Source organism: Pseudomonas sp. GW821-FHT09E04, from assembly GCF_059416185.1.
The window spans coordinates 571,302-594,803 of the sequence record NZ_JBWKOR010000005.1; the positions used below are offsets into that span (position 1 = coordinate 571,302).

The 23,502-nt window shown below is 62.1% G+C and carries 23 protein-coding genes; 4 read left to right on the forward strand and 19 right to left on the reverse strand.

The features are described 5' to 3' along the window. Positions 1-22: 22 nt before the first annotated feature. The 13 genes from AC07N4_RS21370 to AC07N4_RS21430 form a co-directional block, all read right to left on the reverse strand. Entirely contained in the window at positions 23-1,714 is a 1,692-nt protein-coding gene (locus tag AC07N4_RS21370; RefSeq protein WP_493065912.1) for a vWA domain-containing protein, read from the reverse strand. Positions 1,715-1,802: 88 nt separating this feature from the next. Further along, the gene (locus AC07N4_RS21375; protein WP_085733396.1) at positions 1,803-2,363 is read right to left on the reverse strand and encodes a YbhB/YbcL family Raf kinase inhibitor-like protein; all 561 of its coding nucleotides are present in this window, start codon (positions 2,361-2,363) and stop codon (positions 1,803-1,805) included. 103 nt (positions 2,364-2,466) lie between these two features. Further along, positions 2,467-2,997: a poly-beta-1,6-N-acetyl-D-glucosamine biosynthesis protein PgaD gene (pgaD, locus tag AC07N4_RS21380; RefSeq protein WP_096821852.1), complete on the reverse strand. Its 531-nt coding sequence runs from the start codon at positions 2,995-2,997 to the stop codon at positions 2,467-2,469. Then, the gene (gene pgaC / locus AC07N4_RS21385; RefSeq protein ID WP_096821851.1) at positions 2,994-4,349 is read right to left on the reverse strand and encodes a poly-beta-1,6-N-acetyl-D-glucosamine synthase; all 1,356 of its coding nucleotides are present in this window, start codon (positions 4,347-4,349) and stop codon (positions 2,994-2,996) included. The genes pgaD and pgaC overlap by 4 nt, the downstream gene beginning before the upstream one ends. A gap of 1 nt (position 4,350) precedes the next feature. Then, positions 4,351-6,348, reverse strand: a complete 1,998-nt coding sequence (pgaB, locus tag AC07N4_RS21390) for a poly-beta-1,6-N-acetyl-D-glucosamine N-deacetylase PgaB (RefSeq protein ID WP_273539686.1) — start codon at positions 6,346-6,348, stop codon at positions 4,351-4,353. Between the two features lie 12 nt (positions 6,349-6,360). After that, positions 6,361-8,844 (reverse strand): poly-beta-1,6 N-acetyl-D-glucosamine export porin PgaA, encoded by a 2,484-nt coding sequence (pgaA, locus tag AC07N4_RS21395; RefSeq protein WP_192559456.1) that lies wholly within the window; start codon positions 8,842-8,844, stop codon positions 6,361-6,363. A gap of 258 nt (positions 8,845-9,102) precedes the next feature. After that, entirely contained in the window at positions 9,103-10,614 is a 1,512-nt protein-coding gene (locus tag AC07N4_RS21400; protein ID WP_493065913.1) for a YdgA family protein, read from the reverse strand. A gap of 200 nt (positions 10,615-10,814) precedes the next feature. Further along, positions 10,815-11,450 (reverse strand): NADH:ubiquinone oxidoreductase subunit N, encoded by a 636-nt coding sequence (locus tag AC07N4_RS21405; protein WP_096821847.1) that lies wholly within the window; start codon positions 11,448-11,450, stop codon positions 10,815-10,817. Positions 11,451-11,543: 93 nt separating this feature from the next. Continuing rightward, positions 11,544-12,986: an efflux transporter outer membrane subunit gene (locus tag AC07N4_RS21410; RefSeq protein WP_096821846.1), complete on the reverse strand. Its 1,443-nt coding sequence runs from the start codon at positions 12,984-12,986 to the stop codon at positions 11,544-11,546. Further along, positions 12,983-13,870: an efflux RND transporter periplasmic adaptor subunit gene (locus tag AC07N4_RS21415; RefSeq protein WP_102620551.1), complete on the reverse strand. Its 888-nt coding sequence runs from the start codon at positions 13,868-13,870 to the stop codon at positions 12,983-12,985. The genes AC07N4_RS21410 and AC07N4_RS21415 overlap by 4 nt, the downstream gene beginning before the upstream one ends. Continuing rightward, positions 13,867-14,076, reverse strand: a complete 210-nt coding sequence (locus AC07N4_RS21420; protein ID WP_007957657.1) for a DUF1656 domain-containing protein — start codon at positions 14,074-14,076, stop codon at positions 13,867-13,869. The genes AC07N4_RS21415 and AC07N4_RS21420 overlap by 4 nt, the downstream gene beginning before the upstream one ends. Further along, positions 14,073-16,136: an FUSC family protein gene (locus tag AC07N4_RS21425; protein WP_493065914.1), complete on the reverse strand. Its 2,064-nt coding sequence runs from the start codon at positions 16,134-16,136 to the stop codon at positions 14,073-14,075. The genes AC07N4_RS21420 and AC07N4_RS21425 overlap by 4 nt, the downstream gene beginning before the upstream one ends. Then, entirely contained in the window at positions 16,133-16,561 is a 429-nt protein-coding gene (locus AC07N4_RS21430; RefSeq protein ID WP_173861332.1) for a MarR family winged helix-turn-helix transcriptional regulator, read from the reverse strand. Before AC07N4_RS21430 ends, AC07N4_RS21425 begins: the two co-directional genes overlap by 4 nt. 205 nt (positions 16,562-16,766) lie before the next feature. Here AC07N4_RS21430 and AC07N4_RS21435 point away from each other — a divergent pair, with 205 nt between their 5' ends. Next, entirely contained in the window at positions 16,767-17,045 is a 279-nt protein-coding gene (locus AC07N4_RS21435) for an antitoxin of toxin-antitoxin stability system (protein ID WP_096821982.1), read from the forward strand. Next, positions 17,042-17,323: a type II toxin-antitoxin system RelE/ParE family toxin gene (locus tag AC07N4_RS21440; protein ID WP_096821842.1), complete on the forward strand. Its 282-nt coding sequence runs from the start codon at positions 17,042-17,044 to the stop codon at positions 17,321-17,323. Before AC07N4_RS21435 ends, AC07N4_RS21440 begins: the two co-directional genes overlap by 4 nt. A gap of 3 nt (positions 17,324-17,326) precedes the next feature. Here the strand turns inward: AC07N4_RS21440 and AC07N4_RS21445 are convergent, their stop codons facing one another. Next, entirely contained in the window at positions 17,327-17,572 is a 246-nt protein-coding gene (locus tag AC07N4_RS21445) for a DUF2789 domain-containing protein (protein WP_085712632.1), read from the reverse strand. A 130-nt stretch (positions 17,573-17,702) separates the two neighbouring features. Further along, on the reverse strand, positions 17,703-18,164 hold the full coding sequence (locus AC07N4_RS21450; protein ID WP_096821840.1) for an aminoacyl-tRNA deacylase: 462 nt from the start codon (positions 18,162-18,164) through the stop codon (positions 17,703-17,705). Positions 18,165-18,392: 228 nt separating this feature from the next. On the opposite strand from AC07N4_RS21450, the gene AC07N4_RS21455 reads away from it, so the two are divergent. Together AC07N4_RS21455 and AC07N4_RS21460 are read left to right on the forward strand one after the other, a co-directional pair. After that, entirely contained in the window at positions 18,393-18,890 is a 498-nt protein-coding gene (locus AC07N4_RS21455; protein WP_493065937.1) for an NfeD family protein, read from the forward strand. 2 nt (positions 18,891-18,892) lie between these two features. Beyond that, positions 18,893-19,651 (forward strand): slipin family protein, encoded by a 759-nt coding sequence (locus AC07N4_RS21460; protein ID WP_007957673.1) that lies wholly within the window; start codon positions 18,893-18,895, stop codon positions 19,649-19,651. Here the strand turns inward: AC07N4_RS21460 and AC07N4_RS21465 are convergent. Genes AC07N4_RS21465 through AC07N4_RS21480 form a run of 4 tightly spaced genes read right to left on the reverse strand, consistent with a single transcriptional unit; the run spans position 19,617 to position 23,464 of the window. Beyond that, a complete protein-coding gene (locus tag AC07N4_RS21465; protein WP_493065938.1) occupies positions 19,617-20,591 on the reverse strand; it encodes a sulfotransferase family protein in 975 nt (324 codons plus the stop codon). The genes AC07N4_RS21460 and AC07N4_RS21465 overlap by 35 nt on opposite strands. After that, positions 20,579-21,364 (reverse strand): aspartyl/asparaginyl beta-hydroxylase domain-containing protein, encoded by a 786-nt coding sequence (locus AC07N4_RS21470; protein WP_273539211.1) that lies wholly within the window; start codon positions 21,362-21,364, stop codon positions 20,579-20,581. Before AC07N4_RS21470 ends, AC07N4_RS21465 begins: the two co-directional genes overlap by 13 nt. Then, the gene (gene cysC / locus AC07N4_RS21475; protein ID WP_192559451.1) at positions 21,361-21,966 is read right to left on the reverse strand and encodes an adenylyl-sulfate kinase; all 606 of its coding nucleotides are present in this window, start codon (positions 21,964-21,966) and stop codon (positions 21,361-21,363) included. The genes AC07N4_RS21470 and cysC overlap by 4 nt, the downstream gene beginning before the upstream one ends. After that, on the reverse strand, positions 21,950-23,464 hold the full coding sequence (locus AC07N4_RS21480; RefSeq protein ID WP_457381759.1) for a TolC family protein: 1,515 nt from the start codon (positions 23,462-23,464) through the stop codon (positions 21,950-21,952). The genes cysC and AC07N4_RS21480 overlap by 17 nt, the downstream gene beginning before the upstream one ends. Positions 23,465-23,502: the final 38 nt, after the last annotated feature.

The following is a 23,502-nucleotide window of genomic DNA, read 5'->3' on the forward strand; positions in this document are numbered from 1 at the left end:
ATAAACCCCTTCAGGCGGCTCACTATTCAATCCGTCGCTCGGTCGGCATCGTGTTGGAGGCGGTCGAAGTCCGCAGGCTCTGCGCCAGTTCCACCAGTTGCACGAACTCGTTGCGCAGGCCGAAGCGGTCATCGCCACGGGCACCTCGGGCCAACGCTTCGGTGTCCTTGAGGCTGAAATCACCGGTATAGCGGCCATCCTTGAGCTGCTGGGAAAACGCGGCGACGGCGGCGGCAAATCGCAGATCCTCGCTGGCCGGCGCGACTTGATTGGTAATTGGTCGTTCGATCAGCAGACTTTTCCCACCTTCAGGCTTTTGATATCGCACACGCAGTATTGCCAGTTCTCCTTTCTTTTCAGAAACCCCTGCATCGGTTTTTCCGTAACGCAGCGGTTCCAGCCAGCCCTTCTCGCCTGCGGGGACAATTTCGTACAACGCCGTCACTGTGTGTCCCGCGCCGATCTCACCGGCATCGACCTTGTCATTGCTGAAATCCTCACGCTTGAGCGCGCGGTTTTCGTAACCCAGCAGCCGGTATTCGCTGACCTGCGCCGGGTTGAATTCCACCTGCAATTTGACGTTTTTCGCCACCACGGCGAGGGTCGACCCCAACTGATCCACCAACACCTTGCGCGCCTCGCGCAGATTGTCGATGTAGGCGTAGTTACCGTCGCCGGCATCCGCCAGTTGTTCCATCAGATGTTCATTGTAGTTATCCACACCAAAACCCAGGGTGGTCAGGGAAATCCCGGTCTTGCGTTTATCCACAGCCATTTGCTTGAGGCTGTCGAAGTCGCTGACACCGACGTTGAAGTCACCGTCGGTGGCCAGCAGGATGCGGTTGATGCCTTTGGGGATGAAGGCTTGTTGTGCCATTTGATAGGCCAGCTCGATGCCGGAGGCGCCTGCGGTCGAGCCTCCCGCCGTCAACTGCTCGATGGCTGTGCGAATTTTCGCCTTTTCCCGTCCGGAAGTCGGTTCCAGCACGACTCGTGATTCGCCGGCATACACCACAAGCGACACGCGATCCTGCTCGCGCAGTTGATCGACCAGCAGCTTCAGGGTGCTTTTGACCAACGGCAGCCCTTCGCGACGATCCATCGAGCCGGACACGTCCACCAGAAACACCAGGTTGGCCGGCGCCAATTCCGCCACCGCACGATCGGACGCCTTGATGCCGATGCGCAGCAGGCGGGTGTGCGAGTTCCACGGCGAAGTGGCCAGCTCGGTGGTCACGCCGAACGGCGATCCGTCAGTGGGCAACGCATAGTCATACGGAAAGTAATTGACCATCTCCTCCAGCCGCACCGCGCCTTCCGGCGGCAGGCGTCCCTGATTGAGCAGACGCCGGACATTGGCGTAGGCGCCAGTATCCACATCGGCACTGAAGGTCGAAACGGGCGTTTCGGCAACGCTGTGGATCGGATTATCCGCCAGGGTTTCGTATTGCTCACGCGGCTCGGCGCGATAGTCCTGTGGATAACTTTCCCCGGCCGGCATCGGTGCAAAACTGGCCATCGGCACCGCCAGCGCGCTGCGCTTGGCCAAGGAGTGATCGGCCATGACCACTTCTTGCTGCACCACCGGTTTCGAGGGGAGCTGCGCCGGTGGCGGCACGGCGGCGGATTCCGGACTGGAGGAAATGCCGCAACCGGCGACGGCCAACAGCACACCGGCAGCAAGGGGTCGCAGAAGCATCGAAGGAAGAGACATGGGGCTGACCTCGAGGAAGAATTGATCCATTCAACCTCTGAGACGGACAGCCCTTTCAGTTCGGGTTAAACGCCGCCGAAATTTTTTTTCAGCGGTGATAACGCCGCACTGCACTGCTGTTGCGCAGCACATGGCCTTTGATTTTCTCCAGCAGCTGTGCGCGAGTCAGGCCGGCCGGCAAGGCGTCGGGGGCCAGGTCCAGGGCGTAGATCTGAATGATGTAGTGGTGCGCACTGTCGCCAGTCGGCGGGCATGGGCCGACATAGGTGGTCGTGCCTTTGCTGTTGGTGCCCCCCAGGCCTTCGAAGGTCGGTTTGGTGCCAATGCCGGCCGGGATCTGCCGGGTCGTGGCCTTGATGCCGTAGTGAACCCAGTGATCGACGCCCAGGCCTTTCTGGCCGTCCGGATCGTGCATCACGATGGCGTAGCTCTGGGTTGCGGCCGGGCCGGCGTTCCAGCTCAACGCCGGCGACTGGTTCTTGCCGCCGCAACCGGCGGCGTCACTGGCTGCCGCCGCAGTGAACAGACGGTTGTCCGAAACACCGGGAATGCTGAGGGTGAAGCGCTCCTGGGCTTGCGCCGGAAACTGCACGCAAAGGGCGACGGCAACGGCCGCCAGCCAAGGGTTGAGAGAGGTCAATCGGGTCATTCCGGGAGCACCTTGTGCAGTTGGGCCGTCTTCGGCCTGCAGACTATAGCTGTACCGTTCGTGCCGTGGCAGTGGCAAATGACGCCCATTGGTATCACCGCGCTTACAGACGGTTCACCGGCTCACGGTTATCGTCGTCCTCGGCATGCAGAAAGATCACCCGCGGATGCTCCAGTGGCGCCAGCGGTGGCGGCAATTCCGCCTGTTCCACCGGCCACAGGTGCGGCACCACATGGCTGACGTCACCGTCCTGATTGTTGTGGATGGTGATGACGCCCGGGCTGCGAAGCTTCTGCAGGCGGTCATCGCACAGCTTGAAGCTTTTGCTCAGGCCATCATCGTCAACCACCGGAGCCGCCAGGCGACGCTGAGCAAAACTGCGGCTCTTGCGTTGTTGATAACGCGCCCAGGAAATCAGAATGACGGCGTTGACCAGCGCCACCCACAGGTAGATCTGCAAGGTCCCCAGCGCTTCGAACGCCGAGTTATCGATGCGCGGCCCGCCGGCATGGGTTTCGATCAGCGGCCACAGCCCGCGCACCAACAGATACAGCAGGCCAACCCAGGCCAGCACCGTGAGGAACACATCGACCACCACCAGGAATGGTCGCTGGCGGGTCCGGATGATTTTCATTTGATGACCTCCTCTTCGTCGTCCCCGACCGGTTTGATACCCCGGTCCGGGCTGACCCAACGCGCACGCTTCTGATGCTGGCCGAACAGCACCTTGGGAAAACTGACCAGCGTGGTCAGCAGGCTGATGAACCAGAACACCAATGGATACCAGACCACCCAGAACATGGTCTTGCCCAGACCCGGCTCGTAGCGCCGGTCGATGATGATGCTGACCGCGAACTGCACCAGGCAGACAAACGCCAGCAGCAACCCGGTAAACGCCGGCGGCATCAGGTGATGCACGGCGATCGCTTCAGGCATGACCATGAATTTGCCCATCACCCAGAAAATCACCGACAACAGGAAAGTGAACGCCCAGCCGGTCGACAGGCAGTATTCGAACAGCAGCGGCCACAGGTAACGGTGACGGTATTGCCAGATGCCGCGAATGTTCTTGAACAGCACTTCGGCACCGCCCTGGGCCCAGCGCAGGCGCTGCTTCCACAGCCCGCCCAGGGTTTCCGGCATCAGGATCCAGCACAGGGCGCGGGGCTCGTAGAAGATGCTCCAGTGGTCCAGTTGCAGTTTCCAGCTGATGTCGATGTCTTCGGTGATCATGTCCGGGCTCCAGTAGCCGACCCGGTTCAGCGCCGTGCGGCGAAACGCGACGATCACACCCGACACAGTGAAAATCCGCCCGAACACTCGTTGGGTGCGTTTGATCAGCCCGATGATCGACGAGAACTCGCCGACCTGAACCCGCCCGACCAGCGTCGAACGCGTGCGGATCCGCGGGTTACCGGTCACCGCGCCCAGTCGCGCGTTGTCGAGCATCGGCGCCACGAGGTAAGCCGCCGTGTTCGGCGCCAGCAGCGCATCACCGTCGATGCACACCAGATATTCACTGCGTGCAGCGATGGCGCCCATGCGCAGTGCCACGGCCTTGCCCTGGTTCTCCGCCAGGTGCAGCACGCGCAACCGTGGATCTTCCTTGGCCAGCGCATCCAGTACTTGTGCGGTGTTGTCCTTGGAGCCGTCGTTGATCGCGATGACTTCGATGTTCGGGTAATGCTGGGCCAGCGCCGCGTGAATGGTGTCGGCGGCGTTGTCGCCCTCGTTGTAGCAAGGGATCAGGATCGAAATCAGCGGTTCGCCTTCCAGCGGTGGCGGCAGCGTGTCGTCCTTCCACGGCCAGTGCCGCTCCCAGTGCAGCCAGAAATACAGGCCGCCGGAAATCCACAACCCGGACATGAACAGCGGGTAGAAGAACACGAAGTCCATCAGGAATTGCCCGGTGACCAGGAAGATCAGCCCCAGCGGGACGCCGAGGACAATCGCCAGAACAAGCAGGGCCAGCAGTCTATCCAGCATGTCATGGGTTCCATTTGTTGGAGAGCGCAGGCCGCACGGTTTTCAGGTCCGGCAGGTTCTCGAGGAAGTTGTCCGGGTAGTAGCCGAAACTCGTCGCGCCCTGACGCTTGAGGCGGCCCATCCAGTCGGCCAGTTGTGCACCTTCGATGTCGGCCTGGTCCTTTTTCGTCCAGTCCCGGGCCTGCAATTCGAACACCGTGCGATCCAGCGCACCGGGGCGCTGTTTGATCTTCGCCACCAGTTCTTCCAGCCACGGGCCGGATTGCGCATGGGTCTGCTTTTCCATGAGCGGCATGGCCATCGGCGCCGTCCAGTCGTAGCTCACGAGGAAGTCGTCGAGGTTCTGCGCGAACCACGCTTCGCTTTGTGGATTGAGCACCGGCTCGGCAAAGATGTTGCGTGCGGTCAGCACTTGCGGGCCGCGAATCGCGCGGACCTTGGCGGTCAGTTCGTTGGTGAAGTCGATCAGGTAGCGGCTCTTGAACCGTGTCCAGCGCTGCATGGCTGCCGGATCGTCGCGCAGGGCGGCAATCGAGCCCGGCAGACCGTGGGCGGCATAGGCCTTGAGAGCCTCGGGGCTGGCGTCCTCGAAGTCCGACAGCACGGCGTCGTCGTGGTAGAGGATGCCGTCGACCGAGGTCAGGCGCGCCACGTCTTCGTAGATTTCACCAATGATCCGCCGCACTTCGGGGTCGAACGGCGACAGCCGCTTGTACTGATCCGGGTCGACCGACGTGGTGCCGGTCTTCGGATCCCAGCGCGTGACCCGTGGCAGCTTCGAATCCAGCGCAAAACTCAGCACCGGCATCCAGGCGAACACTTTCACGTGAGCCCGAGTGCGCAACTGCCAGGCGACACGGTCGAAAATGTCGGCACGCATGGGCAGATGACGGTTGGGGAAGTACAGCGAATGCACCAGGCCATCGCCTTTCGGATCGGCGAAGGCTTGCAGGAACACCGTGTTGGCGCCCATGTCAGCCATGCGCTGGATCAGTTTGCCGAGGTTCACTTCCTGTTGCGCAGGATCCGGGTCGTAGACGTTGTCCAGGTCCACATGCACCACGCGCATGGCGAAATCGGACTGCACCGCCACGATGCTGTTGGCGAAATGCTCGCCGTCCGGGTCGGAGGCGACGAGGAATCGTGGGCTGCTCATCAGGTTGTCTAAGGCATCGAGACCGTCGTCGAGGGTCAGGGCCATTTCATAACCCTGCTCGCTCACCACGGTCAGCGAAGTGCCGTCCGCCGTACCGTATGGCCAGACCCAGATACGCGGTTTCTTGCCGGTGGCCTTGCGGATTTTCTCCGAAATGGTGGCCACGTCGGTGCGGATCCGCGCCTGGAAATCCGCCTCGGTTTCATAGCGTTTGGTCACCGGATCGTAGCGCCGGGTCGCGGCGGCCGGCTGCAGGTTGCCTTGCGGGTTGGCGAGGATGCCTTTGTGGCTGGCATCGGTGTGAGCGGCGATTTCCACGAGGCCGGATTGCGAGATTTCGCGCACCTGATCCCAGGTCAGGAAGTCAGAGCGCTGACGCGGAGTGCCGGCGAAATCCACCGGTTGATTCAGCGGTGTGTCGATCCACACGCCGACCGGCGCCAGCAGCGCATGCCAGTTGTAGGCACGCAGCACCGGCAGCACACGGGTGTAGAAGCTCGCATAACCGTCGTCGAAGCTGAGCAGGATCGCTTTGGGCGGCAGTTCCGGCCCGCCCTTGCGCGCGGCCATGATCTGATCGACCGTCACCGGCTTGTAGTTGTTTTCCCGCAGCCACGCCAGTTGCTCGATCATGCGCTCGGTGCGCACCGCCACCACCGCCTGATCGGGATCACGGTCTTCGATGTCGTGGTAGGCAATGCCCAGCACGTGGTTTTTCGGCCATGGTTTTTCATTGGCCGCCACCGGGCGCTCGGACGGCGGTGCGAAGGCCGGAGCTTGCTGGGCGCAGGCGCTGACCAGCAGCACTCCCAGCAGAAGGATGAAACGCGAAATAAAAGGCATCTTCAAACTCTTCTAGAAGCGGAAAGTGAGGTCGACGAGCAGACGCAGATCGGTTTCCCGGTCACCGTCGTAGGGCCGGTTGATCACACTGAACAAACCGCCCACCTCGAACACGTCGTTCCAGGCATAGCGCTGGCCGTAGCCCAGCAACGCCATGCCGCCGGTGCCGTGGTCACGCTGGCTGTACGTACCCGCGCCGGCCTGGAACTGCTGGCTCCAGGAGGTTTCGTAGCGGTGGTAGAGCACGTGGTTGACGTTGACCGTCGGCATCACGCTGAGGTCCGCCTTCGGGTTGTAGTACGGCACGTCTTCGGAATTGGAGTTATGGCTGGTGGCGACTTCCAGACCCGCGTCGACCTGCACGTGGGTGGTGCTGTAGACGCCTTCGCGCCCGGTCAGCAAGGCTTCGACGCGGTTGTTGCCGTCACTGAAATGCGACGGGCTGACCGACAGTTTCCACTCGCGGCTTTCGTTGGCGCGCCAACGGATGAAACCGCTGCCGCCGTTGGCCTTTATGTCGCTGTTCAACGCGCGCAACGGGGTGTCGGCCGACAGGTATTCAAGGCTGCCGCCGTACTGCCAGTTGTCGTTGATGTCCCGGGCAATTGCCAGACGAGCGCCTTGCTTGTCACCGTAACCGTAGGAATGGTTGGAGACTTCGGCTTCAAGGGTCATGTCACGGGTGCGGCGCTCCAGGCCGACGCGCTGGAAGCGGTGGTTGCCGGTGCCTTCGGCGAAGTCGCCGGTGGCATAACCGACCCCGGCGAACACACGCCAGTCTTCATCGATCGGCGGGCTGTACAGCGTGCTCTGGATGCCGAAGTCCCGACTGCCGCTGACCGCGCCGGCATTGCCGCCGCTGCCGCCATTGGCCTTGCCGCCGTAGGCTTCGACGCGCAGCTCGGACATGTCATGCACTTCGCGCTCGCGTGCGGCGCGCTGAACCTGGCGGTTGTCCGGGAAACGCTCGACGACGTCGTCGGTCAGCGCATCCATCTGCCGCCACTCTTGCAACGTCATGGCCGTGCGGGCCTGAGCGACTTCCAAGCCCATGTCCCGTGGTACCACGCTCTCGACTTCCTTGAGCTGGCTTTCTGCGCGACGCGGCCATTGGCGGGCCAGGTACAGATCGGCCTGGGACAGGCGCAAGCCGATGTTTCCCGGCGCCTGATCGACCAGCGTCTGCAAGCGATCCTCGCCGTGGGGCAAGTCCGCGCCGTAGGTACCGGCAGCCTGTGCCGAGAGCAATTGCGCGTCCATCCAGTCGTCGCTGGGGTTGCCGATTGGCAGTCCCTTGAGTTCGACGCGCGGTTTCTCGTTTTTGGCCAGGTCTTCGGCGACCTTGCGTGCCTCGTCGGCCCGGTCGCTCTCCAGCAGCGAGTAATACAGCGCGGTGGTGTCTTCGAGGCGATCGCCGGCATCGGCGTCCGGCGCCGAGAGCACCTGGCGATAGAGATCGGTGGCGACTTCCGGTTGCCGTCGATCCAGATAAGACGCGGCGACCCAACGCAAAGCGTAGGTCGGAATCTTCACGCCTTCCGCTTGCAGCTTCTGGTATTCGGTGATGACGTCGGCAGTGCGCGCCCGGGCCTTGAGGGCGCCCATGCGGTCGATGCGCCAGCGGGTTACATCGTCGTGGGCGCTGGCGTCGGGGGTCCAGGTGGCAAGCAGTTTGTCGTAGTCGGCCAACGCACGGTCGGCGATCACATAACGTTCTTTTTCGCTGCGGGTGGCGAATTCGGCGAGACGCACGCGTTCGGCGGCCAGATCGCCTTCGAGACGGCGCAGCGTCACCGGATCGATCAGCCCCGGACGCTGGTTGGCCAGGCGTAGCGCAGGCTCAGGCAGACGGGCTTTTTGCAGAGCGACCACGTACTCGCGGGCAACTTCCGGTTTGCTGCCGGCACGAGAGAAGGCCTGATCGTATTCGAACAGCGCGTCGTATTGCTTGCCGGCGCGGGTCAGGGCATAGCCCAAAGCAAGACGGCGGGAAGGATCGTCGGGCTTGGCCGCCACCAGCGCTTTCGCACGGGTCACAGCCTCGTCGGGTTTGCCGGAATCAGCCTGGGTCAACGCCAGACCGAGTTGCAGGTCGGCATTGTTCGGTTCCAGCGCCAGGGCCTTGGTGTAGACCTCGGAGGCCTGATCCCAGCGCTTGAGATTGCGATAGGCGCGGGCGGTGGCGGTCAGGGCCTGGATCGGCAATGCGCGGCCGCGTCCCTGGGTCTCGTAGACCTGCACCACTTCGGCGTCGAGCCCGGCCCAACTGGCGATTTGCAAGTGATCGCTGACCTGGCCGGTGGAAGCCTGGGCCGGCGGCACTTGACGCAAAGCGGTCAGCGCAGGCGTGTAATGCCCTGCCCGGGCGTCGAGCACCATTTGATCGTAGGCCGTATCGGCCAACGCGAGTACCGGCCAGAGCAACTGGCTGCACAGCGCGACTCGAAACAAAGGGCGTAAACCACGATGTAATACGGGAACATCAGTACGCGGCATTCGTCAGCATCCTTACATGGCCAGCCGGGTTGCAATGCCCCCCCTTGCCCAATTCGTAACGGAGGCCAAGTCAGAATCACTTGGCCAAGCTTATCCAAGCAGTCTTGCACGCAAGCGTAGACCAATATTCAGAACACAATATTTGTTCAGATTCGTGACCGGAAACGCTGGCGCGCGCCGCAAACGCAGAGTCCAGACAGCAAAACGCCCGGCGTCTGCGGGAAGCAAAGGCCGGGCGTTGAGGTGTAGCGAGGGGTTTTACTGTTCCTGGCTTACGTTGACGCCAGCGAATTTGCTCATCAGGAAACCGACGAACTGCTCGACGGTCATTTTCTGGCCGTTGAACTCCACCTGATTGGCGGCGTAATGCAACTTGGTCGTCACATTGGTGCCATCCAGCGTTGCCAGCTGCGAACCCACGGCCATGCCGGAGAACATGTCGGCAGCGGCGCTGGCCTGGTCAACGATGGCTTTGGCGTCGGTCTGACCATCGATCTGGGCCTGAACGCTGAGCAGGTCCACCAGCATCGGCTTGGACACCTGCACATTGACGTCGAGCAGCGCGATCAGCTGTTTGCCCAGTTGATCCGGCGGCAGGTCCATCGAGGCCGGTTTGGTCAGGTCGAGCACCAGATTGGCCCGGCTTTCACCGTTGGCGGTTTTCAGCGACAGGTCTTCCAGCGCCAGTTGCGGGCCGGCTGCCAGCAGTTTCTGCAGGTCAGCCTTGACCTGAGTGGACTCGGCTTCGGTCAGGTTCAGCTCGGGCGCCGGCAGACCGGCGGCGGTGGCTTCGGCGGCGGCTTTTTCGTACGGCTGCAGCTTGGTCTGGTAGATCTGCATCAGCGACAGGGCCGACGGGATGTCGAGGTTTTTCAGGCTCATGGCCAGATTGGCCGAACCGATTTTCTTGTCGTTGAGGGTCACTTCACCGATTTTGTAATCGGCACGACCGGAAGCATTGGTGCCGTTTTCTTCGGTGAGGTTCTTCATTTCGAAGTTCTTCACACCCAGCACGGACTGCTTGGCGCCGAAAGTGGTCTTGCTGCTGGTCAGTTCCAGGGTGTTTTCGCCGGTGTAGTAGCCGTAGCTGCTCTTGGCGAGGTTGCTGGCCAGGGTCAGGCCGCTGAGTTCGATCTGCACCGGCGCCTGGTCTTCAGCCACGGTGGTCAGGTGCAGGCTGTCCATGTAGCCGTTGGCCTTGACCTTCTGCGCCTGGGCACTGGCGGAGATATCCATGTTCAGGCCGGAGAATTTCAGGCTCGACTGCTCGTCCAGTGCGGTTTCCAGTGGCAGCAGTTCGATGTTGCCGGTGGTGGACTGGTCGTAGCCGATATTGACCACACCCTTCAGTGGCGCGGCGCCCTTGGTGGCGGCGAACCATTTCTCGGTGATCGGGGTCTTTTCCAGCTCGTAGTGACTGGTGGCCATGACCGGCAGCCATTTCAGCGAGACCAGGCGGGAGAACGGCAGCGGGCCGTGTTCGATGTGGTCGACGAACAGCAGCTCGACCGGCGCTTCACCGAACATCTCGCCTTCGCCCTTGAGGCGATAGTGCGCGGTGCTGCTGAAGGTGTGACGTTCCAGCGACACCAGCTCCAGCGACGCACTGCCGTTGGAACCGGCCATGGCGGTTTGCAGCTCTTTGTTGGCGTCGACGACGGCGTTGTTGAGCACGCCTTCGATCTTGGTGCCGGTGTACCAGGCCCCGCCGACGCTGATGGCGCCGATGGCAACAACGATTCCGAGAAGCACGCCTGCTGATTTATTCATGAATGACCTGATCGATTTCCGTGGCTGAAAGTGTGGTCGTCTTCCGTGAACCCGTGACCGGGCCGTGGCTCGACTCCGCTGAATTTAGCGGTGGAGATTAGCACTGGCAGCGCGGGGCGGCCCAATGTTTAAAGGTTAAAGAGTGTCCACGGGACATGGACAAACAAAAAGATCGCCGGGTTCGGCGATCTTTCGGGAGGTCAGGAATACTGCACCTCGATCTCATCGAGCTGATGATCGAAGCTTTTCAGGCGTGCGGTCCAGGTGTACACGAGCACCTCGAAGTCCCGGTCGATCACCGCCCCGCCCGGCCCGTCGCCGCGCGGGTCGCAGAAATCCAGTTGATAGCGCTCACGGGCCATGGCCGTGGCGACGTCGGACAATTCACGCGCATTGTTCAACCAGTGCCAGCCTTCATCGGCGACTTGTCTGTCGAGTGCCAGGCATTGTTTTTTCAGGGCTTCGAGGCTTTTTTCCAGCGGGGTGCCGGTGAGTTCGCCCATGACCTCGGCGAAGGTGCGTCCCGGTTGCCAGTAGCTGCCCCAGAAGTAGCGGTCGAACACGGTTTCGACCTTGCGCAGCGCAACCTTGGTGTCCCAGATCAGCAGCAGGGTCTTGCTTTGTTCAAGCTGTCTTTTCTTGAGTTTTTGCACCTGCACCAACGACCAGGCCACCACCACGATCGCCATCACGGCGATCAACGCAGTCGCGCTGTCGAGGAAGACCATCGCCTTGTCGATCTGGTGGGCCAGCATGATGCCGTAGAAATAGGTGGCCGACAGCAGCACCAGTGCGACCAGGGCGCACCAGAAGCCGAGAGCGTAAGGGTTTTTCATTATTGGTTTCCCCTAGACCTGCGCTAGCAATGTGCACTGAAAAGGCGCCTTGCTCAGGGCGCCCCTTCAATACTTCAAAGCATAGCAACGGCCTCAGGGTTTGCTGGCGCTCGAGGCTTGCGTTCGTCCGCTTTCCCAACCGCCGCCGAGGGCGAGGAACAAATCGATCTGGCTCATGGCAACCTGGGTGTTGGCGGCGGCCAGTTGCGCGGTGACATCGGTGTAGGTGCGGGTGGCTTGCAGGTCGGCGAGGAACGACTCGCGGCCCGCCTGGAAGAAGCGGTGAGTCTGGTCAGCCGCCAGCTTCGCCGACTGCTCGGCATCAGCCAGCGCATCGCGGCGTTGCAACAGCGCGGTGTACTGGGCCAGACCGGTCTGGGTTTCGCGGATGGCGTTCAGCACCACACCGTCGAAATGCGCCAGTGCGCCCTGGGTCGAGGCTTCTGCTTCACGGATCCGCGCCCGGGCGCCGTTGGTCGGCACCTTCCAGCTCAACGACGGGCCGAAGCCCCAGCGGTTGGTCGACGGGTCGCCGAGGTCGGAGACAATGCCGACGGTGCCAATGGTCGCGCCAATGCTGATGTCCGGGTACAGCTCGCCGGTGGCAATGCCGATCCCGGCAGTCGCGGCCGCCAGTCGACGCTCGGCCTGGCGGATATCCGGACGGCGCTTGAGCAGCGCAGCACCGTCACCGACCGGTACCAGTTGAGCGATTTTCGGCAATTCGGCGCAAGTCGCGGTGCCGGCCGGCAATTGATCGACCGGTTTGGCCAGCAGCATCGACAGGCGGAACAACCCGGCCTGACGCGCCGCTTCATAGCGCGGCATGTCGGCGCGCAAGGACTTGAATTGGGTCTGCGAGCGGGTGACCTGGGTTTCGTCCCCGCGCCCGGCATCGCGCAGACGCTGGATCAGCGTGGTGCTCTGGGATTGCAGGTCAAGGGAATGCTGGGCGATTTCCCGCTCTTCGTTGGCCGCACAAACCTGGGTGTAAGCCCGAACCACGTCGGCCACCAGGGTGATGCGTGCGGTGTCGGCAGCGGCCTGGGTCGCATCGGCGTTGGCTTTCGCTGCTTCGATCCCCCGCTGCAAAACGCCCCACAGGTCGAATTGGTACGAGGCGCTGATGCCGATGTCGGCGACGTTGGCCACCGGGACTTTCTCCGGCAGCAGGAACGCCTGACCGGATTCCTGCAAGCGCTGGGCGCCCATCTTCACACCGCCACTCCAGCCACCGGCGGCCTCGGCCTCATCAACCTGGGCACGGGCCCGCGACAGGTTCGCCGCCGCCACCCGCAGATCGGTGTTGGACGCCATGGCCTGCTGCACCAGTTGATCCAGTCGCGGATCGCGATACAACCGCCACCAGTCCGCCGGCACCGGCGACGAGACCACCGGCTTGCCGGCCACCGCCAGATCGCCCTGAAAATCCTTGCGCTGGATCGCCGCATCACCCGGCAGGTGATAGTCCGGCCCAACCATGGAACAGGCCGACAACATCACGCCCAGCCCGGCGATCATCAGGGCCCTGTTCATTGCGCGGGCTCCTGCTGTTTATCGTCGATGATCGACACCGTGGCGGTACGCCCGGCGATCATGCGGAAGTCATCCGGCACGTCATCGAAGGCAATGCGCACCGGAATCCGCTGCGCCAGGCGCACCCAGCTGAAGGCCGGGTTGACGTTGGGCAACAGGTTGCTGCCGCTCGAGCGGTCACGGTCTTCGATGCCGGCGACGATGCTTTCGACATGCCCGCGCAACCGTGCGCGGTCGCCGATCACGCGGATATCCACCGACTGGCCGACGTGGATGCCGTCGAGTTTGGTCTCTTCGAAATAGCCGTCGATGTGGAACGAATTGCTGTCCACCACCGACAACACCGGACGCCCGGCCGTTACGAATTCCTGGGTGCGCGGCGCGCGGTCGTTGACGTAGCCGTCGACCGGGCTGCGGATCACCGAGCGGTCGAGGTTGAGCTGGGCGCTGTCCACCGTCACCAGCGCTTCGGCCAGTGCCGATTGCGCGCGAGCGACTTTCGACTGGCTCTCTTCCAGCTGTTCGGCCGGCACCAGATTGCCCAGACCACGATTACGCTTGGCTTCACGCTGGGCCTGGGCGAGGGTTTCTTCGCGGTCGGCAACGGCTGCCTTGGCCTGACGCAACGCCAGTTTGAAACGGTCCTGATCGATGCTGAACAACACCTGGCCGCGTTTCACCAACTGGTTGTCCTTGACCTCGACCTGCTGGATCAGCCCGGACACGTCCGGGGCGATCTGCACGATATCGGCGCGGATGTGGCCGTCACGGGTCCAGGGCGCGAACATGTAATACATCACCATGCGCCAGACCACGACGACGGCGAAAGTCACGATCAGCAAGGTCAGCATCACGCGACCGATGGTCAAAAACGGTTTTTTCATGTCATCAGGTATCGACTGAGTGAGTCCACGCCGTACAGCATCACGGCGTAGAGAGCCACGTTGAACAATGCCCGGTGCCAGACCAGACGGTAGAAATGCAGGCGTGTAAGCACGCCATGTACCAGCACAAACAGCACATACGTGATGCCCATCAGCACCAGCAGGGTCGGCAGGAAAATGCCGCTGATGTCCAGGTCACCGATCATAGGGGCGCTCCTTCGGGCAGCGGTTCTTCGGGCTCGGCGCTGGAAACGAATTCAACGCCGGGCAACAGCGCCAGACGCAAACCACTCAAAGCGTGCAACAGGTGTAGTCGGGTTTCTTCATCGCCGTGGCCGTTGAGCGCACGGCGCGTGCGGTCCATGGTCATCAGCAACGGGCTCGGCGCCGGCAGGCGTTCGCCGGCCTTGAGACAGGCCCGGAAGTAATCGCCGACCTCGGCCACCACTTGCTTGAGCAACGCGTTCGGCACGCCGGTCACGCGCGGGGTGTAGGCCAGCAGATCGAGCAGGTTCAGCCCCACGCGCACTTCGCGCATGGCGATGCCGGTGTCCTGGCCGGTCAGCGCCAGACGCGGCAGGTGCTGCATCAGGCGGTCGAGCAGTTGCACGCCCAATTGCCGGTGCTCAGCGAGGTTCGCCGGCTCGGTCATGCTGACGATGTCTTTCCAGCTGAAACGGGTCAGGCGCTTGGCGGCGAGCTCGGCGCCGAACGGCCGGGCGATCAGCGTCCAGATAAACGCAAACAACAACCCCATCGGGCCCGCCAGGTTGGAGTTCACGAAGGCGAAGAAGTCCGCATCGTAAGCGCCCGAGATACTGATGAACGACGAGGTGTTGACCAACGTCAGCAGCATGCCGAGATAGAACCGTGGCTGCACCGTCAGGGTCCCGACGCAGATGAACGGGATGGCAAACGCCAGCACCAGCATCGGGAAGTCATGCAGGTTCGGCAGCACCAGAAACAGGTACAGACTGGCGAACAACACCGACATCCCGGTCCAGAAAAAGAACCGGTAAATCTGCGGCGCCGGGTCGTCCATCGAGGCGAAGAAGCTGCACGACACCGCTGCCAGAATCACCGCGCTGCCGCCGTCGGTCCAACCCAACAGAATCCACAATATCGAAGCGACGATGATCGCCAGAATGGTCGAGGTCGCTGAATACAGCATCAGCCCACGGTCGAAAAAAGGTGTCAGGCGACCGAGCCGCCAATGGCGATAGACCGCGCGCCAGCTGTCCTGGCGCTCGCACAGGATCGCGTCCTGCAGGCTGCGGCAGTCCTGCCACAGATCGATGAATTCGCCGAGGCGGTACAGCGCGTTGGAAAACAGTAATTGTTTGCGATCTTCGAGGGCTTCGGCGCTGGGTTGCAGGGCTTCGAGCTGATCGCGCAGCGCTTGCCAGCGGTCGAGATCGGCGTCTTTATAGCCGAGCCATTCGCGGGTGGCGCTGAGCAGCGGCGCGAATTTTTCCACCAGTTCCGGCGTGCGCCGTTCGAGGGCGTAAAGCGAATCTTCCAAGGCGTCGATCACTGGCAGCAGATGGATCATCCGCCCGCGCAGTTCCTTGGTATTGCGCACGGTTTGCGGCCGCGCGCCTTCGTGCGGCAACTGGCCGATCATCAATTCCAGGCTGTTGAAACTGCCGACCATGGCCATGCGCAGGGCGGTGACTTCTTCGGGCTTTACGTCGCGGCTGAGGAATTTCAGGCTGTAGGTCGTCGCATCGGCAAACCACTTGCCCACCGCATCGTTGAACACCGGCGCCAGGCGTCTAGGCCAGAACATCGCACCGACCACCGCCGCCACCGCGATGCCGAGGAAGATCTCTTCGGTGCGCGCTTCCGCCACATCCCAGACCGCCAGCGGGTTATCCACCGTCGGAAGGGCGATCAGCGGCAAGGTGTACCCCGCGAGCATCAGCGCGTAATTGTTGGCGGTGCGCAGGTGCAGCGACAGGAACAGCAGAATCCCGGTCCACAACGCGATGACCACCACCAGCACATACGGGCTCTGGACGAACATCGGCACGAACAGCACCGCCGCCGCAGCGCCGAGAAAGGTCCCGATCGCCCGGTACAACGCCTTGGAACTGGTCGGCCCTAGGAACGGGCTGGAAACGATGTACACCGTGGCCATCGCCCAGTAAGGACGCGGCATCTGCATCAGCAAGGCGATGTACAACGCGATCATCGAGGCTGCAAACGTACGGATCCCGTAGAACCAGTCCCGGGCCGGAGGAATGCCGGAAAAAAAGCCGTTCACGGATAGATCACCGCTGGCGGGCTGGCCGCCTCAAAAGCTCTCAGTACACGAAGCGTAGCCTCCAGATCACTCCGGTCGATGCCTTCGAGCACCTCATTACGCAGACGCACCAACTCGACTTCCACCGCTTGTACCAGCTCACGGCCGGTGTCGGTCAGGCTCAGGCATTTGGCCCGGCGATCCTGCGGATCTTCAGTGCGGCAGACGTAGCCGGCGTGGCACAGCTGATCGAGCAGCCGCACCAGCGAAGGGCTCTCGATCCCCGCCGCCTGCGCCACCTGCACCTGATGCACGCGCTCCCCCAGACGCCCGATCATCAAGAGCGGGACGGCGCAGGCTTCGGAAATTCCATAGTTGACCAGCGTGGTCTGGCAGATCTTCCGCCAATGCCTGGCGGCCACCACCATGGCACTGCTGATGTTCATCTGGAGGGCGTCGAGGGTATTCGGCACGAGGGAATGCACACACACTGTTAGTTTGCTAACTATCAATATGGCATTTGAGGGGAAATTCAGTCAAGTTTTGAAACAAATTGCCCCGTTGGTCGTTAGAGCGATCAGGTGGTTCCTAATTAGGAACTTACAATGTATATACCTTTTCAGTACGAACCCCCTTTCGAAGGAGTTGAGCATGTCAAAACAAGCCGTTTTCACAATGAAGCTGGAGCCGGAGTTGCGTGAGCAATTCATGGCCGAAGCTGAAGCAACGCATCGCCCTGCCTCGCAAATCGTAAGAGAAATGATGCGGCACTTCGTCCAGACTCAACGTGAGGCTCGCGAGTACGAGGCGTTTCTGCAGCGGAAGGTAGATATCGCACGAGCCTCTATACGCGACGGGGATGGCTTGTCGAATGAAGAAGTAGAAGCAGAATTCGCCGCAAGGCGCAGGCGGGCAGACAATCAAGAATGAGGATTATCTGGACGAAAACCGCCAAAAAGGATCGTGAAAAAATTTGGGATTATCTTCACTCCGTAAACCCAAAAGCCGCTGTAGATATGGATAACCGCTTCAGCGAAGCGGTTTCCCGAATTTCTCAGAATCCGGAAATTGGCCCAGTCGGTATCATTGCCGGCACGCGAGAAGTCATTCCACACCAAAGCTATCGGCTCGTTTATCAATTGGAACACGATGCAGCCTGGATTCTGGCACTGGTCCATACCGCTCGATTATGGCCGTTACCACGGTGACTGCTACCCCGCCCGCCCCTTCCTCAACATCACATCCAACTGGTCCACCACCTCCGCCCAATCCGCATCATCGAGAATCTCGTCCCGCAGGAAATCCGCCTGGCTCTTGGTCCAGAAAAACGCGTCGCACAGGTGCAGTTCGGGCTTGAGCGGGGAATGGGTGGCGATGAACTGGTCGATGCTGACCGGGTCGTTGGGCAGTCCGAGTTGTTTGAACAGGGATGGGAGGCTGTGCGTCGGATTTTCCATTGTTCTACTCCTTCGAAGATTCAGTGGATGCAAACATTTCGCGAGCAAGCCACATTGCCACAGGTTCATTGCAGAACCTGTGGGAGCGAGCCTGCTCGCGATTGGCGTCGGCGCAGACGCTAACAAAAACCTACTGACTCAACTCCCGCACCTGCGCATGCGGCACCATTTTCAGGAACTCGGGCATGCTCATGTGCAGCAGGTTGTTGTGGTTGCCGGCCTCCAGGTAAATGTCTTTTTGCCGGGTCACCAACGGGTCGATGACCATGTCCAGCCCGTAGGAGTCGCCCAGCGGCGGCACCGCGCCGCGTTCGCAGTCGTCGAACAGGTGCGCCAGGGTGCTTTCGCGGGTGATCTGCCACTCGCCGCTGGTGCGCACTTTGCTCAGGTCCAGATGGCGGCTGGCGGGCAACACGGCCATCAGGTAATGCCCGTGGTGGTCGTCGAGGATCACCGATTTGGCCACCCTGTCCGCCGGAATCCCCGAAACCCGCGCCGTTTCAAGGCTGCTGCTCGAGTGCGGATGGGAGAGGACGTCATATTCGCATTGCGCCCGGGTCAGGCTGCTTTGCACTTTTCTTGCCATACGCATGATGCACCTCGGTGCCCGCCGACGCTGCGCGGCGGGCGGTGATGAACATTGTTCCTGTCCTTGAAAGTCTAGTCGGGCACGCTGCGAGTGAAGGGAATTCCGCCCACTGGCGACACGGGCAATTTGATCAAAATTCATCCAGCCCCAGGCTCAACTAGACTGTAAAGAGAACCCCTGACTCTCCCGGAGGGTCACGTGAACACCCATCGCTGTGCGTTTGTCCTGTTGATGCTGCTGAGCGGATCGGCCCTGGCTGTGGACACCCCGCTGCACGCCGTCGACCCCATCGGCCTGTGGCTGATCACCTTGGGCATCGCGTTCCTGATCGCCGAAGCCGCGCTGCCCAACTACGGTGTAATTGGCCTGGGCGGCATCGTCATGTTCGTGATCGGCGCGCTGATCCTGGGCAACGCCGAACTGCCGGTGCCGATGATGATCGGCCTCGGGCTGGTCAGCGCCCTGCTGTTGATTGCGCTGCTGATCCGCGCGTTGAAGACTCGACCGCGCCATCCGGTCAGCGGCGACGCCGGCCTGCTTGGCAGCGTAACGGCCGTGACGGTCGTGCAGCCGCAGGACGCTCGCAACGGCTGGGTGCAATTACAGGGAGAACGCTGGCAAGTTCTGAGCGCGACGCCGCTGCACACCGGGCAACCGGTGCGGGTGGTCGGGCGCAAGGGCTTGTTGCTGCAAGTGGCCGCGGCTGACGCGGCACCGCTCGGAGAGTGATCATGGGTCTGCAAATCGGTTTTGTCGCGCTGCTGCTGTTGCTCATTGCCCTGGCCGGCTCGACGTTCCGCATCCTGCGTGAATACGAACGTGGCGTGGTGTTCCAGCTCGGGCGCTTCTGGCAGGTCAAGGGACCGGGGCTGATCCTGTTGATTCCGGTGGTTCAGCAAATGGTCCGGGTGGATCTGCGCACCATCGTCCTCGACGTGCCGCCGCAAGACGTGATCACCCGCGACAACGTGTCGGTGAAGGTCAACGCGGTGCTGTATTTCCGGGTGCTCGACCCACAGAAAGCGATCATCCAGGTCGAAGATTTCCTCATGGCCACCAGCCAACTGGCCCAGACCACCCTGCGTGCGGTGCTCGGCAAACATGAACTGGACGAACTGCTGGCCGAACGCGAACGCCTGAACATCGACATCCAGCAAGTGCTCGACGCCCAGACCGACGCCTGGGGTATCAAGGTCGCCAATGTCGAGATCAAACACGTCGACCTCAACGAATCGATGGTCCGCGCCATCGCCAAACAGGCCGAAGCCGAACGGGAACGGCGAGCCAAGGTGATCCACGCCGAAGGTGAATTGCAGGCCTCTGAAAAACTCATGCAGGCCGCCGAAATGCTCGGGCGCCAGCCAGGCGCCATGCAGTTGCGTTACATGCAGACCTTGAGTTCGATTGCCGGCGACAAGAGCTCGACCATCGTCTTTCCGTTGCCGATCGAGTTGCTCAAGGGGATGGCGGATCTGTCGGCGAAATCGTGAGCGCGCGCAGGCGTTCAAGCGCTTCGTAGGGCGCCCGCGCACAACGTTCCACTTGCGCCTGCAACAGCGTGGAAGCCTCACGGCGTTTGCTTTCGCCATCGGCGACATACGCCTGTGACGGCTGTTTCGCATGTTGTGCCGAGCCTGCCAGAGCCTGTTCACGTTGCGTGACGTTCAACCTGAAAAACCTTGCCAACCGCCCCGTCATCGCCTCGGGCAACTCGCTGTAATTGACCGTCAGCCCGCCGAAATCAGCGCAGTGCAAGCGCCCCGCCTCCAGCAGACGTCCCAGCCTCCGGGCGATGAAATCCTCACGCCCTTCGAATGGCAAGTCGTCGTCCAGCACGCACTCGCCGAGCATGCCGGGCACCATGTGCATGCCCGGGCGCCGCAGATGCGAAACGGCGATTTCCAGCGGATCGCGGTAGACGAACAACCAAGGCGTATCGGAGAAGCATTCGTGAAGCAGAGGCCATTCACCGATGTTCCAGGCGTCGAGCTTGATCACCAGCCGTTGCTCCACACCGCGCCGGCGCTGACCGTAGGCCGAGAGCAACCCGGCGATGGCCGCACGGCGTTCGACGGCCGGCAGATCACTGCGCAGCAAGGCATCGAGGGGCGGCGGTTCCGAGATCACGATGTGATCGTCGAGTCGGGCGAGCATCTGGCTGATCAGCGTCGATCCGCAACGCGAGGCGTGCAGGATGAAGGCGCTCGGCGCCAGGCCAGAACTGAGCGCCTGCCAATCCGTGAGTGCCAATAAGGGTGTTTGTCGGCGAAACGCCTGATTGAACGGCAGCCGCAGCGCTTCTTCCACCGCATCGCGAAAAAACGGCTGATGCAGCGGCGTATCGCCAAACCAGCACCAGTCCACCTGCCATTGGCTGGCGTCTTTCCAGATGCGAATCGGCAGCCAGCCGTCGAAATTCAGGCTCGCCATTGTTCGTTCCATGACCGGCGCCCCTTGCGCATCGCCGCCTCCAGCTCTTCCCGGGAGAATGACAAGCCGCGCTCGGCAGCCAATGCCAGTGTCTGGCTGATGAACGCTTCGGGGTCGTGCAGTGCCTGCAAGGTCGCCGACAACGAAGGATCCACGGCCAGCAGACGATGAAATCGCTGCAACGCCGAGTCTTCGGCATCAGGCTGCGGCGTGTTCGATAAGCCCTCGGCAATCATCTGCTCCAGCCAGACGCCGGGACGGCAATCGAGTACCAGATGAATGCGCGCCGTACTGTCGCGATTGTCGACCCGATGCGGCCGCGCAAGGTCGAGAAACCAGCACTCGCCCGCCGACATCGGCATGCGCAGACCGTCGAGCCAGAAGTCCACGGCAGGTGGGCTGAGCAGCGGAATATGCAATCGGAAATCCGCGTCAGGTCCTTCGAGGTCGTAGTCGCGATGCTCGTGAATCTGACCACCCGGCCCCAGCCGTAGCAGCCGGGCACTGACGATATCCAGCGGCAGATCACGCAACGCCTGCTGCCAGCGGCGGTCCTTCAGCCAAGGCACACGCTGTACAGGTTCGGCGGTTCCTGGGGACAGTTCAGTCAGCGCATCGGCAGCGGAAATCAGCGCCACGCCGCTCCAGTCGCCCGCGAAATAGGCCGTGTTGAAATGCCCGCGCCAGGCATCGTTTTCAATCGCCGCCAGCGCCTGCAACAGCAACGGCAGATCCACCGCCAGCGGCAGCCGTGAAAACGCCGGCCGGCTCATGTCCTGGGCAACACCGCGGATTCGCCGAGCCAGGTCAGCAAGCGGTCAAGGCAGGCCTCGACCGTCAGCGTTCCGGTATCGAGTACCAATGAAGCCTGAGCCGGCGGCTCGTAAGGTGCCGACACGCCGGTAAACCCGGCCAGCTCGCCGCGTCGCGCCCGGGCGTAATGCCCTTTCGGATCGCGCTGTTCGCACACCGCCAGCGCGGCGCTGCACCAGACTTCGCGATAGTCATCGCCCAGGCGTTGAGCGAACACTTCACGCAACTCCACCAGTGGCGCGATCATCGCCAGAATCACGATCTGCCCGTTCTCCACCAGCAGCGCCGCCAGTTCACTGGCCCGACGGATGTTTTCCAGGCGGTCGGCATCGGTGAATCCCAGATCGCGGTTGAGCCCGACGCGCAGACCATCGCCGTCGAGCACCACACTTTGCAGACCTCGCTCGAAGAGTTCGGCATGCAGCGCCTGAGCCAGGGTCGATTTGCCCGCCGCCGGCAAACCGGTCAGCAACACGGCCGTGCCGCGATGGCCATTGCGGGCCTCGCGCTGTGCACGGCTGATGCTGGCGGTCGGCGCCAGCACATCACTTCGCGGAGGCATGGGCCACCGGCACCGAGATATCCCCCGACGCCCACGCCGCTTCGCGGTTGGCCAGCGCCGTGGCGATCGACTGCACTTCGGTCGACTGCACCTGATCCGGCAAAGGATCGAGCCCGGCACTGGCGAAGATCTGGCCATAGGCATTGCGCAGATCGGCGTAGGACAGGTCGCGACGCAAGTCCGCTTGCAGGTTGTTCAGTTCGCCCTGGATCAGATCCAGTTCGCCGATGCCCGCCGCCTGATGACGGTTGCGCAGTTGACCGACAATTTGCCCGTCGATGTCCGACAGTTGCTGGTTGGTCTTGAACTGACGCAGCGCCTCCTGATAGTTGGCGTTGGCCACGTACAACTGCGCCAGCACTGCAATCGACATGGCCTGACGGCGCGCAGTGGCAACTTCTTCGCCGGCCTTGGCCACGTCGATGGCCGCCGGGGCGGAGATCACGTTGAACAGGTTCCAGGTCACTTTCACGCCATAGTCGGCCCAGCGGTCGTTCACCAGAAACGAGTTGCTGTCGTAGTGCCCGCCGGCGGAAAACTCCAGGCCCGGCAGCATGCGCAACATCGCCTTGCGGGTTTCGGCGGCGCTGATTCGGGTCTGGTAATCCTGCTCACGCAGTTCCGGACGGCTGGTCAGGGCTTCCTGTTCCAGTTTGGCGATATCGACCTTGAGTTCCGGGATCTGATATCCGTCGTCGGTGGCCAGCGTCAGGTTGGTGCCCATCGGCAGGTTGATCAGGGTCGCCAGTTCGGTTTTCGCCAGCGACAGCGCACGGCGCTGCTCTTCCAGCTGTCGGGTGGCTTCGATCAGCGAACGTTGATAACCGAGGGACTGCACCGGATCGCCGATACGCTGCTCGCTCATGCTTTCGCTGTTGCGCCGGGCAGCGTCGACCCGCGCCATCAGGCTGTCGATCTGCTTGAGCAGACGTTCGGCCGCCATCGCCCGCCAATAGGCCGAGCGCACATCCTGAACAATGGTGTTGATCACCTTGCGCCGACGTTCCTGAACGATCAGACGCTGGTCGCCCTGTTGTTTGGCGTTGATGTAGCTGACACCAAAATCGAGAACGTTCCAGACCATGGTCAGGTCCGCGACGTTGCGGTCGCGGTCCTGGGAGGTCGACGGTTCCAGAGACTGGGTGCCGGTGCGTACGCTCTGGCTGCTGGAAGCGCTGACGTTGTTGCGCCCGACGTAACCGGCGTCCAGCGCCATGCGCGGCAGCATGTCGAAACTGGCAAGGTCGAGCTGCCGTTTGGCCAGCGCTTCCTCCATGATTTTCAAGCGCCCTTCAAGGTTGTACTTCACGGCGCGGGCCATGGCCTGGTGCAGGGTCAGCGGACCGCGCAGCGGTTCCTGGCCCTTGTACATGGTTTGCAGGTCGGCTCGGGCCCGTTGCTCACTGACGCTGCGTTCGATCGGTTCACTGGTGACTGCACATCCGCTGATCGCCAGCGCCAGCAGGCTGGCGCCGAACAACTTCTGACTTTTCTTCATCCCTGGATCGCCCCTAGGTCCCGCACATATTGAGTTGT